The 10,920-nt window shown below is 44.3% G+C and carries 13 protein-coding genes; 6 read left to right on the forward strand and 7 right to left on the reverse strand.

Annotation, left to right across the window (positions count from 1 at the left end):
- The first annotated feature begins 11 nt into the window (after positions 1-11).
- From hisA to hisIE, 3 genes are read left to right on the forward strand one after another with little or no spacing between them, the layout of a single operon-like run.
- Positions 12-749 carry a 1-(5-phosphoribosyl)-5-[(5-phosphoribosylamino)methylideneamino]imidazole-4-carboxamide isomerase gene (gene hisA / locus R7R78_RS14070; protein ID WP_054575134.1) on the forward strand — a complete coding sequence of 246 codons (738 nt, stop codon included), beginning with the start codon at positions 12-14 and terminating at the stop codon, positions 747-749.
- Positions 731-1,504: an imidazole glycerol phosphate synthase subunit HisF gene (gene hisF / locus R7R78_RS14075; protein ID WP_004749837.1), complete on the forward strand. Its 774-nt coding sequence runs from the start codon at positions 731-733 to the stop codon at positions 1,502-1,504. The genes hisA and hisF overlap by 19 nt, the downstream gene beginning before the upstream one ends.
- On the forward strand, positions 1,501-2,136 hold the full coding sequence (gene hisIE / locus R7R78_RS14080; protein ID WP_020196969.1) for a bifunctional phosphoribosyl-AMP cyclohydrolase/phosphoribosyl-ATP diphosphatase HisIE: 636 nt from the start codon (positions 1,501-1,503) through the stop codon (positions 2,134-2,136). Before hisF ends, hisIE begins: the two co-directional genes overlap by 4 nt.
- A 280-nt stretch (positions 2,137-2,416) precedes the next feature.
- Here the strand turns inward: hisIE and R7R78_RS14085 are convergent, their stop codons facing one another.
- The 4 genes from R7R78_RS14085 to R7R78_RS14100 form a co-directional block, all read right to left on the reverse strand.
- Positions 2,417-2,920 (reverse strand): YchJ family protein, encoded by a 504-nt coding sequence (locus R7R78_RS14085; protein ID WP_213901072.1) that lies wholly within the window; start codon positions 2,918-2,920, stop codon positions 2,417-2,419.
- 80 nt (positions 2,921-3,000) lie between these two features.
- Positions 3,001-4,215 (reverse strand): EAL and HDOD domain-containing protein, encoded by a 1,215-nt coding sequence (locus R7R78_RS14090; RefSeq protein ID WP_005378158.1) that lies wholly within the window; start codon positions 4,213-4,215, stop codon positions 3,001-3,003.
- A gap of 98 nt (positions 4,216-4,313) precedes the next feature.
- Entirely contained in the window at positions 4,314-5,051 is a 738-nt protein-coding gene (gene lpxH, locus R7R78_RS14095; RefSeq protein WP_005389817.1) for a UDP-2,3-diacylglucosamine diphosphatase, read from the reverse strand.
- Between the two features lie 60 nt (positions 5,052-5,111).
- Positions 5,112-5,606, reverse strand: a complete 495-nt coding sequence (locus tag R7R78_RS14100) for a peptidylprolyl isomerase (RefSeq protein WP_005378156.1) — start codon at positions 5,604-5,606, stop codon at positions 5,112-5,114.
- A 202-nt stretch (positions 5,607-5,808) separates the two neighbouring features.
- On the opposite strand from R7R78_RS14100, the gene cysS reads away from it, so the two are divergent.
- Both cysS and R7R78_RS14110 read left to right on the forward strand, forming a co-directional pair.
- Positions 5,809-7,191 (forward strand): cysteine--tRNA ligase, encoded by a 1,383-nt coding sequence (gene cysS, locus R7R78_RS14105; protein ID WP_005378155.1) that lies wholly within the window; start codon positions 5,809-5,811, stop codon positions 7,189-7,191.
- 87 nt (positions 7,192-7,278) lie between these two features.
- Complete coding sequence (locus tag R7R78_RS14110; protein WP_042522050.1) at positions 7,279-7,857, forward strand: thymidine kinase; 579 nt, start codon at positions 7,279-7,281, stop codon at positions 7,855-7,857.
- A gap of 61 nt (positions 7,858-7,918) precedes the next feature.
- Here the strand turns inward: R7R78_RS14110 and R7R78_RS14115 are convergent, their stop codons facing one another.
- Genes R7R78_RS14115 through R7R78_RS14125 form a run of 3 tightly spaced genes read right to left on the reverse strand, consistent with a single transcriptional unit; the run spans position 7,919 to position 10,278 of the window.
- Positions 7,919-8,557 (reverse strand): YdcF family protein, encoded by a 639-nt coding sequence (locus R7R78_RS14115; protein WP_225466343.1) that lies wholly within the window; start codon positions 8,555-8,557, stop codon positions 7,919-7,921.
- A complete protein-coding gene (locus R7R78_RS14120; RefSeq protein WP_042522046.1) occupies positions 8,554-9,381 on the reverse strand; it encodes an NAD-dependent epimerase/dehydratase family protein in 828 nt (275 codons plus the stop codon). The genes R7R78_RS14115 and R7R78_RS14120 overlap by 4 nt, the downstream gene beginning before the upstream one ends.
- An 18-nt stretch (positions 9,382-9,399) precedes the next feature.
- Positions 9,400-10,278 (reverse strand): LysR family transcriptional regulator, encoded by an 879-nt coding sequence (locus tag R7R78_RS14125; RefSeq protein ID WP_005378151.1) that lies wholly within the window; start codon positions 10,276-10,278, stop codon positions 9,400-9,402.
- Positions 10,279-10,367: 89 nt separating this feature from the next.
- On the opposite strand from R7R78_RS14125, the gene R7R78_RS14130 reads away from it, so the two are divergent.
- Entirely contained in the window at positions 10,368-10,814 is a 447-nt protein-coding gene (locus R7R78_RS14130; RefSeq protein ID WP_042522041.1) for a PACE efflux transporter, read from the forward strand.
- Positions 10,815-10,920 lie beyond the last annotated feature (106 nt).

Genomic DNA, 10,920 nt, shown 5'->3' on the forward strand with positions numbered 1-10,920 from the left:
AGGGATTTAGTGTGATTATTCCAGCTCTTGATTTAATTGAAGGACAGGTGGTTCGCCTTTATCAAGGTGATTACGGCCAAGTAACTGAGTACAAAGTCGACCCAGCAGAGCAGTTCAACTTGTACCACCAAGCTGGTGCTAACTGGCTGCACTTGGTGGATTTAACTGGCGCGAAAGACACGACAGCACGTCAACTTGATTTAATTGCAAAGCTACTAGCAAGCACGCCAGCGAACATCCAAATCGGTGGCGGAGTGCGCACAGAGCAAGACGTGATTGATCTGCTAGAAGCGGGGGCTCAGCGTGTTGTCGTTGGCTCAACAGCAGTAAAACAGCCAGAGCTTGTGAAAGGTTGGATGGAAAAATACGGTGCAGAGAAAATCGTTCTCGCGCTAGACATCAACATCGATCAAGACGGCACACGTAAAGTAGCGATTTCTGGTTGGCAAGAAGACTCAGGCGTGACCATCGAAGCTCTGATCAACGATTATTTAACGGTAGGTTTGCAGCATGTGCTTTGTACGGACATTTCTCGTGACGGTACGCTAGAGGGCTCAAACGTAGAGCTTTATGTCGACCTATGTAAACAGTATCCACAAGTGCAGTTTCAATCTTCAGGCGGCATTGGCTCATTAGCAGATATCGAAGCGCTAAAAGGCAGTGGTGTGACTGGTGTGATTGTTGGTCGTGCGCTGTTAGATGGTAAGTTCACAGCAGAGGAGGCATTTGCATGCTGGCAAAGCGAATAATTCCATGTCTTGATGTCCGTGATGGACAAGTGGTAAAGGGCGTTCAGTTCCGTAATCACGAGATCATTGGCGACATCGTTCCTCTGGCACAGCGTTATGCGGAAGAGGGCGCAGACGAGCTTGTGTTCTACGATATTACTGCTTCAAGTGATGGTCGTGTCGTCGATAAAAGTTGGGTCGCTCGCGTTGCTGAAGTGATTGATATTCCTTTCTGTGTGGCTGGTGGTATTAAATCAGCGGAAGACGCGGCGCGCATTCTTGAGTTTGGTGCAGACAAAGTGTCTATCAACTCACCTGCCTTGGCGAACCCGCAATTGATTACTGACCTTGCTGATAAGTTTGGTGTGCAATGTATCGTCGTTGGTATCGATTCATACTACGACAAAGAGACCGGCAAGTATCAGGTTTACCAGTTTACTGGCGATGAAGAACGCACCAAAGCAACTCAATGGGAAACGCGTGATTGGGTGCAAGAAGTACAAAAACGCGGCGCTGGTGAAATCGTACTGAACATGATGAACCAAGACGGCGTACGTAACGGCTACGATATTGAACAACTTAATATGGTGCGTGAAGTGTGTAACGTGCCATTGATTGCATCGGGTGGTGCAGGTGCCATGGAGCACTTCGCAGAAGCCTACCAAAAAGCAAATGTGGATGGCGCGCTTGCCGCATCGGTATTCCACAAGCAAGTCATCAATATTGGTGAACTAAAGCAGTATTTGAAACAACAAGGCATTGAGGTACGACTATGAGTGTGAAAGCCGCCGAAGTAAGTTCGCTAGCTGAGCGAATCAACTGGGAAAAGGTGGATGGTCTGGTACCTGCCATCGTACAAGATTTCCAATCAAGCCAAGTGCTGATGATGGGTTACATGAACCAAGATGCGTTGGCAAAAACGGGCGAAACTGGTCAAGTGACGTTTTTCTCTCGTACCAAGCAGCGTCTTTGGACGAAAGGTGAGACTTCTGGCAACGTATTGCAATTGGTGAACATGCAGCTCGATTGCGACAACGATACGCTACTGGTGAAAGTTAATCCCATTGGCCCTACGTGTCACCTGGGTAACACAACTTGCTGGGATGTGGACCCTCAAGAGGAGTCACAAATGGTGTGGCTTCATCAACTTGAGCAGCTATTGGCTGCCCGCAAAAGTGCCGACCCAGATTCCTCTTATACTGCCAGTCTTTATGCCCGTGGCACCAAGCGTATTTCGCAAAAAGTGGGCGAAGAAGGCGTTGAAGTCGCGCTTGCGGCGACGTCGGGTGATAAGGCGGAGCTAGTGTGTGAATCAGCAGACTTGGTTTACCACTTGCTGGTATTGCTTCAAGACCAAGGCTTATCGATGAATGACGTAGTGAACAAACTGAAAGAGCGTCATAAGTAAGCTTGCTATAGATAAGTGAAAGCCCCTATGCTCTCGAGCCTAGGGGCTTTTTTAATTTAGTGTTCTTGATTCGGGGTAAAAACCGGCAACAGTGCTAGTAGCGATTAGATTCTGAATCACACTCGTTCCTCGCTGTTCAGAATGACGGTATATTTTCTAATGGTGCTTGCAGTAGAGTTATTTACTTCAAACAGGTACATATATTCACGTCACTCCAACGAGCCTAGGCGAGATCAGGAATTTCATTAAAGAGAGCTCAATAAGCTAGGAGTGGATGATCTTACCCACAACACTTCTTAAATTTCTTACCGCTTCCACAGATACACGGGTCGTTACGACCTACTTTTAGGCTACTTACTGGCTGGTTTAAGCGTGGATCTTGTTCTGGCTCTTCTTCAGGAAATGTGCCGTCAATGTAGTACCAAAGCCCATTTTCTTTTACAAAGCGAGAACGCTCTGTCATACAGTAGCGCTTGCCGTCTTCATCAAAATAAGCGCTAAATTCGACAAAGCCTTCATTGTCATTACTGCCAGCTTCTGTTTTTACAACTTCAAGTTTGCACCAATCGCTGTCGATAGATTGGGCAATGCCTTCACGTTGCTCTTCTGCATTACAGCTTGGGTGGTACGTGTTCACCACGTAATCGACTAGACCTAACACATGCGCACTGTAACGAGAGCGCATTAACTGCTCTGGAGTGGTGACGTCAGCATGGTTGTTGTGGGCCATTTCACAACACTGTTGGTAGGTGCGGTTAGATCCGCAAGGGCAAGAAGAAGCCATAAAATGAAATCTCGATTAATTAAGCGGTAAAAACAAACAACCTCACAATTGCGAGGCTGGGGGTGAGGCATTATAGCGATTTAGGGCGTTTGAGACAGCAGTTCTTGAGCCCATTCCGTCGATTGATTAAAAGCGTCCGCTAATTGAGGTTCGGTTAATTTAAGAACGGTGCAATATCGCTCGGCTAACTCCCAGTCCGCTTGTTCATAGGCGATCGTCATCGAAAGTAAGTGACCAAGTACGCCTTTTCGACTGGTTAATGCGAGTTTTATATCTTCGTCAACGGGGATATCTTCAATGACATCCGAGAGCGGTTGATCGAGCAAAGATCCGAGTAAAGAAAACATGCCTGTCAAAAAAGCCTGCCCAGGGTCATACCTAGTGTTCATTTGACTAAGTAGCAGTTCACACATTCGTGCACGCTGAATCGCTAAAGAGTAAAGAGAGTCAGGTTTATCTTCTTGAACGGACGCAATTGCAACTAAGGAAATAAAGCGTCGTAGTCGCTCTTCACCCAGATAAATAAGCGCTTGTCTGAACGACTTAATCTTGGTCGTTAATGTATAGCCTGAATTAACGTAAGTAAGCAGCTTGTATGACAGCGTCACATCAATCGAAAACAGACGTTCAACCTCATTGAAGTCGATGGGCTTATCAGCAATCTCTTTACAAAGTTGGATGACGGTAAGAAACGCGGGGTTCAACCGTTTTTTCTGGATCATCTCAGGTTTGCTAAAAAAATACCCTTGAAAATAGTTAAAACCGGCTTCTAGAGCTTGCTCAAACTCTTCATAGGTCTCTACCTTTTCCGCAAGAAAGTCGATTTTAAATGGGCTCAACGCCTGAATAAAAATGGCAGCTTTCTTAATCGGCACAAGTCTAATATCAAACTTGATCATGGAAACGTATGGAAGAAAACGCTTCCAAGCTTTCGTCGGAACAAAATCATCCAGAGCAATTTTGTATCCGCACTCATGAAGATGCTTGATGGCTTCTAACAGTTCTTCTGTCGGTTCGCAGTCTTCAAGGACTTCAATGACGAGAGATTCTTTAGGGAACAAAGTTGGGACCAAGTTCACCAAGCTTTGATGCGGAAAGTTAACAAAGCCAAGTTTGTTTCCTAATGTGTTGTAATGCGTCGACAAAAAATGATCGGATAGCAGTCGACTAGTAGCCAGCTCTGGTTCTACTTCAGGGAAGGTATTTTTAGGGCCGTCTCGAAAGAGGAGTTCGTAACCTATGGTTCGTTTTTCTCTATCCAGAATCGGTTGGCGAGCTACGTAAGAATACTTCAATTAGGTACTTCGTTCTGTTTAACTTAGTATTATGATAATAGCGATTTTTTACAAAATATCTACGACTTGAGCGTGAATCTTCTACACGCTCTACATGCTTAACGCAAATTCTGTATGAACGGTCTCGTTTGTAGGTCAAAACTATCAGAATTTACTTTTAAAACTGAGCCTTGCGTATACCAATCCCCTAAAACAATTCGGGTCTTTTTAACGCCATCGACGTCAAAAAAATGTGTGTTCGGGCGATGCGTGTGACCATGAATCATTAAGTTGACGCAGTTCTGAGACATCACTTTCTCGACCTCATTTTGGTTGACGTCCATGATATCTAATGACTTGCTCATTTTATCATCACGAATATCGGATTGAACTTTTGAGACAATTTTCTTCTTAATGAACCAAGGAATACGGTTAAACAACCATTGTAGCCATGGCTTGTGAACGGTTTTTCTAAACTCTTGGTATTTCACATCGTCAATGCAGAGCGTATCGCCATGTAGGATTACGGCTTTTTGACCATAAAGATCAATCGTGCAGACATCGTCGAGTAATGTCATACCGGTTTCTTTGCAAAAGCGTTTGCCGAGTAAAAAATCTCGATTGCCTTGGATGAAAAAAGTTGGCACACCCGCATCCGTCAGTGCTTTAAATTCTGCACGGATTTGGTCTGCAAAAGGGGTGTTGTCATCGTCACCAATCCAGAATTCAAACAGATCGCCGAGTACATAAAGTGCATCAGCTTTTGTTGCTTCTGTTCGCATGAACGTCACAAAACATTCCGTGATATCAGGACGTGATGGGGTAAGGTGAAGATCGGAAATAAATAATGTCGTCATAGAAATAAGGGGAAGCTATGCCTCCCCATTAACTTATCTTTTAAAAATAATTACTAAGAATTACTCTTCAATTGTTGTACCAGTGATTACTACGTCTTCTAGAGGTACGTCTTGGTGCATGCCGTAAGAACCAGTGCTAACGCCTTTGATCTTATTTACGATGTCCATGCCTTCGATTACTTCACCGAACACACAGTAACCCCAACCGTCTAGGCTTTCGCTACGGAAGTCTAGGAACGTGTTGTTGTTTACGTTGATGAAGAACTGAGAGCTTGCTGAATGCGGCTCCATAGTACGTGCCATAGCAAGTGTACCCACTTTGTTGCTAAGGCCGTTGTTTGCTTCGTTCTTGATAGGTGCACGAGTCGCTTTTTCACGTAGACCAGACTCCATACCACCACCTTGGATCATGAAGCCGTCAATAACACGGTGGAAAAGCGTGTTGTCGTAGAAACCGTCGCGGCAGTACTGAAGGAAGTTTGCGCTTGTCTCTGGCGCTTTCTCTTCGTTTAGTTGAATCTTGATGTCACCAAAATTAGTGTGAAGGGTGATCATGCTACTTTCCTTTACTGTGTTGTGTTGAGCCCGAGATTCTAGCCTAAGTTCTAGTGCTTTAAAAACTCAGGAAGAGGAAATTCTTCGTTTTGTGCTTGAAGTTTAGCCGATTATCGTTTTATCGGTTAATTGCTATTACCTAACTAGGTTGGAGTTGATATACTCATCTTCTTTTATTCATTCACAATCATAGATAGAGATCATGTTAAAGATATATAACACACTCACAAGACAGAAAGAGGAATTCAAACCAATTACAGCTGGCAAAGTCGGTATGTATGTCTGTGGAGTTACCATCTACGATCTCTGTCACATTGGTCACGGTCGCACTTTTGTCTCTTTTGACGTTGTATCACGTTACCTTCGCTACTTGGGCTATGATCTGACGTTTGTACGTAACATCACAGATATCGACGATAAGATCATCAAACGTGCCGCAGAAAATGGTGAGTCTTGCGATTCATTGACTGAGCGTTTGATTGGTGAAATGCACGCTGATTTTGATGCGCTGAACATGAAACGTCCGGACGTTGAACCTCGTGCGACACAGTTTATTGCTGAAATCATCGAATTGGTTGAGAAGCTAATCGAGCGCGGTTTTGCATACGTTGCAGATAACGGTGACGTAATGTTTGAAGTGGGTAAGTTCAACGAATACGGCAAGCTTTCTAAGCAAGACCTTGATCAGCTTCAAGCTGGCGCGCGCGTTGATATCGAAACAGCAAAACGCAGCCCTCTAGACTTTGTACTTTGGAAGATGTCTAAGCCGGGTGAACCAACGTGGGAGTCACCATGGGGTCCAGGTCGTCCAGGTTGGCACATAGAGTGTTCAGCAATGAACTCTTCAATCCTAGGTAACCACTTCGACATTCACGGCGGCGGTTCTGACCTTCAGTTCCCACACCACGAAAATGAAATCGCACAATCATGCTGTGCACACGATACACAATACGTGAACACATGGATGCACAGCGGCATGGTAATGGTAGACCGTGAGAAGATGTCTAAATCTCTAGGTAACTTCTTTACTATCCGTGACGTTCTTGGTCACTACGATGCTGAAACAGTGCGTTACTTCCTAATGTCTGGTCATTACCGTAGCCAGTTAAACTACAGCGAAGATAACCTAAACCAAGCACGTGCTTCGCTTGAGCGCCTGTACACATCTCTACGTGGTTTAGACCTAAACGCTGCGCCTGCTGGTGGTGAAGAATACGTATCTCGCTTCACTGCAGCGATGAACGATGACTTCAACACACCAGAAGCTTACTCAGTACTGTTCGACATGGCGCGAGAAGTTAACCGTCTGAAGACAGAAAACCTAGAGAAAGCGAGCGAACTCGGTGCGCTAATGCGTGAACTAGCTGACGTGATCGGTATTCTTCACCAAGATCCTGAAGCCTTCCTAAAAGGTGATGCGGGTAACGATGATGAAGTGGCTGAAATTGAAGCTCTGATCAAGCTGCGTAATGACTCTCGCGCTGCGAAAGATTGGGCGAATGCAGATATGGCTCGTGACAAGCTGACCGAAATGGGCATTGTTCTGGAAGATGGTCCAGAAGGCACAACGTGGCGTCGTAAGTAATTGAATTTTCATTTTTAAAGGGCTGATAATTCAGCCCTTTTATTTTCCATTTCCATAAATTAAAACTTTAACTTTAGGTAATGCTCTGTGGCTCAGATGTATTTCTATTACTCAGCAATGAATGCGGGTAAATCAACAACGCTTCTTCAATCCTCTTTCAACTATCAAGAACGCGGCATGACGCCAGTTATTTTTACGGCTGCGCTAGATGATCGTTTTGGTGTCGGTAAAGTGAGCTCTCGTATTGGTCTTCAATCTGACGCACATTTATTTCGTCAGGATACCAATTTGTATCAAGAGATCGCAGATCTGAATGAGGTTGAAAAACGTCACTGTATTCTTGTTGATGAGTGTCAGTTCTTGTCGAAAGAACAAGTTTATCAACTTACTGAAGTCGTTGATAAGTTGCATATTCCAGTATTGTGTTACGGCCTTCGCACCGATTTTCTAGGCGAACTTTTTGAAGGCAGTAAGTATCTATTATCTTGGGCAGACAAGCTGGTTGAGCTCAAAACAATCTGCCATTGCGGCCGCAAAGCGAATATGGTTATTCGTACCGATGAACACGGCGTGGCAATTAAAGAAGGCGATCAAGTTGCGATCGGCGGTAACGATAAGTATGTCTCCGTATGCCGCCAACATTACAAAGAAGCGCTCGGTAAATAAGCCGTATTGATATAGAAAAGCCACCGTACTTGGTGGCTTTTTGTTTGTCGGTTAGAAAAAGCTAGACTAAGTCAAAACCAAATCGCTCGAGTAAAGCCTGGTAAGAAGATTCGACTTGCAGAGGGATGTTCTGCTCGGTTTGAAATCCTTTCTCTGGATAGCTTTTCACGCGAGAGAAATCTTCCATTAGTGCTTCTAGCACCATCATTAATGGCATGTCTTCATTAATGTACTCAAAAAATGGAAGAGCCGCAGAGCTTACTTGGAGCTGAGTGTAGGGTGACTGCCACTGTTTTTCAAATGTCGCGATTGCTCTACGCTCCATAAACGGTTTTTGTACCAGAATAAACGAGGAACACTGTTTTCCTTCCTCTTTTAATCGTTGCTCAGTAAAGCGAACGTTTTCTCCACTGTTTGTGGATTTAGTCTCGAGCAAAATTGCTTCACTTGGAACGCCCGACAACTTTGCAATCTCGGCAAAGGTTTCTGCCTCGCTTTTTTCAAACAGTCCATCTGTGAAGCGACCTTCACCCCCTGAAAATACAATCAAAGGTGCCAACTTTTGGTGGTAGAGCTTGGCAGCGTGCTCCGCTACACGCACATCATTACTGCACATCACAAACAAACAGTCCGCAGGTTTCAGTTCATGTTTGAGTTGCATGTAATCCCAAAGCGTTTCTATATGTCTATAGAGCCTCATAGCGCATCCAAAGTTGAATTGAAGTGAAATCGATAACCAAGTGAGAGTAGTTTGTCAGCAAGAATACGCTTGTCAGCTTGCTCTGTGACGGGTGGAAGAGGTATCTCACTTCCGATTTTGTTTATGGCAGCTTGATAGAACTCAGCCTTGCTGACAGTATGAGGTGTCGTAACGTTAATGACTTGGTTGCTTAAATTGCCTAAGGCAAATTTCGCAGCCGAGACAGCATCATCTTGATGAAGCATATTAGCTGGTGCTTTACGACTAACTTGTTGAAGCCTTGCTGCAAAGCGAGATGGGTGTCTATCTGGCCCGATTAATCCGCTACAACGTAGAATAACAAAGTTAATATTCGAGTCGATAACATGCTGCTCTGCTTGAAGCATAATACGTGCATTGTCAGAGAAATAAGGGCTTTTGGCTGCTAAAGAGAGTGACGCGTCAGCTTCTTCCATATCGGAAGCAAGGTTAGGGTAAACCGTGGTAGAGCTGATCATGAGAAGTTTTTCAACGTTGTTTTGCTTAGCTGCGTTGGCAAGTATTTGCCATTGCTGGGCATATTCTTGACCGCGTCCTTTACGAAATCCTGGAGGAAAAGCACCGATAACGTGCGTAATTTGATGCTGTTTGAGCAGCTCATCTAGCCGTGCTGTGGCGTTCAATTGATTGAAATCGAACAATGCGGAGTGAGTTAATGAGGTGGGTAACTCTTTTAATCGAGTTTGGCTACGACGAGTGACGACAACATAGTGTCCATCTTTCATCAATGTTTCTGCTAGCGGAGTTCCGAGCCAGCCTGCACCTACGATCAATGTATTTGCCATTTGGGTCTTCCTACTTACTTATGTCTGCCCGAATAGGTTGAGCAGTTCTGCTTTGGCTTGTTGATGGAGGGGATCTGAATGCCATTTCTGGTGCTGAATAAGGTCAACATTGACTTGCCAAGCCAGTTTTGTGAAATCATCCCCAACCTTTTTTAATGTATTAGGTGAATACGCGACTAAATGCTGTGGTAGAAAGCACCAACCAAACCCTTTATTCGCCAATTCCAACAAAATATAGTAGTTATCAGCGTACCAGATATCTGGGCTAAATGCTTGATTGAGACCACATGGCTCTGCACTTTTGGATCGTATGACCAATTGACGATGTTGTTTTAGTTGATCAATGTGAGTGATTTGCTGCTTTGCTAAAGGATGTGTTGAAGAGACATAGACATCAAATGCAATATTGCCAAGATTGGTGAAATCGATGTGTCTTGGCATTTGTAAATCACTCAAAATAATCCCAGTCGTGGCGCGTTCCGACTTAACCAATTCAATGATATCAGGGCTTGATGCCGTTAAGCATTCAACTTGTAAGTGTGGAAAGCGTTGCTCTAACTTCTTTAGCACATCCGGCAAGCGAGTCAGAGGAATCCCTTCATCAATAGCTAAGACTAATTTGTTCGTTGGCGTGGAAAAGAGCTGTGATGCCCTATTGTTTAGGCGGTCGAGTTGGCTGATTGTTGCTTGTGCATAAGGTACGAGCGCGAGGCCATTCTCAGTTAATTTAGGGTACCTGCCTGATCGATCAAAAAGCTCAACGCCACAGTCGATCTCCATATTCATGATGTGCTGGCTCACTACAGATTGAGCTCGCCCCAGTTTTCTAGCTGCTCCTGAAAATGATCCTGCTTCTGATGTAGCAATAAAAGCTTGCAGTTGTTCGATGGTAAACATATCGCTTAAACCGATGGTATCTAACTTTTGGTTATCTAAATAATAGATAAAATTCTAAGCATTGAGTAGAACTATTTGGATAGAGAAATATGACTCGTAACGAACGAATTTTTCATGCAGTACTTTTTGAGTTAATCGCACTCGCGATTATTGTACCAGCGGCTTCATTGATCACTGGAAAGGGCTCTAGTGATCTTGCGTTGGTTGGGGTCGGGTTGAGCATGTATACCGTGATATGGAACTACATCTACAACTTGTACTTTGATAAGTGGTTTGGTGACAATCGAGCTGAGCGAAGTTTAGCGATGCGGCTTGGACACACTATTGGTTTCGAGGGAGGATTAATCTTTATCTCTCTACCTGTGATTGCCTGGTTCTTAGAAATTACGCTTCTTCAAGCTCTAATGCTGGAAGCCGGCTTCCTCGTTTTCTTCCTATTTTATGCCACTGGTTTTAACTGGTTGTATGACAAGGTTCAACCATTTAGCAAAATGAAAAAGCGATTATTGCCACAGGCATCGACAGGAAAAATATAGGACTAAAAAACGCCACCGAGTTCGGTGGCGTTTTTTGTTTTCAGCCCTAAACCACCTACTTCAGTAGGTGGTTATCATCCGTTTCGGCTTTGCCTGTAAAACTACT

The organism is Vibrio sp. 2134-1, assembly GCF_033339495.1.

Bases quoted from the DNA above. Each gene is read 5' to 3' on its own strand.
- R7R78_RS14125 (WP_005378151.1), bottom strand. From the start codon at position 10,278: ATGTTTACCATCGAACAACTGCAAGCTTTTATTGCTACATCAGAAGCA.
- R7R78_RS14115 (WP_225466343.1), bottom strand. From the start codon at position 8,557: ATGAGGCTCTATAGACATATAGAAACGCTTTGGGATTACATGCAACTC.
- R7R78_RS14130 (WP_042522041.1), top strand. From the start codon at position 10,368: ATGACTCGTAACGAACGAATTTTTCATGCAGTACTTTTTGAGTTAATC.
- hisF (WP_004749837.1), top strand. From the start codon at position 731: ATGCTGGCAAAGCGAATAATTCCATGTCTTGATGTCCGTGATGGACAA.
- R7R78_RS14120 (WP_042522046.1), bottom strand. From the start codon at position 9,381: ATGGCAAATACATTGATCGTAGGTGCAGGCTGGCTCGGAACTCCGCTA.
- R7R78_RS14085 (WP_213901072.1), bottom strand. From the start codon at position 2,920: ATGGCTTCTTCTTGCCCTTGCGGATCTAACCGCACCTACCAACAGTGT.
- lpxH (WP_005389817.1), bottom strand. From the start codon at position 5,051: ATGACGACATTATTTATTTCCGATCTTCACCTTACCCCATCACGTCCT.
- cysS (WP_005378155.1), top strand. From the start codon at position 5,809: ATGTTAAAGATATATAACACACTCACAAGACAGAAAGAGGAATTCAAA.
- R7R78_RS14100 (WP_005378156.1), bottom strand. From the start codon at position 5,606: ATGATCACCCTTCACACTAATTTTGGTGACATCAAGATTCAACTAAAC.
- hisIE (WP_020196969.1), top strand. From the start codon at position 1,501: ATGAGTGTGAAAGCCGCCGAAGTAAGTTCGCTAGCTGAGCGAATCAAC.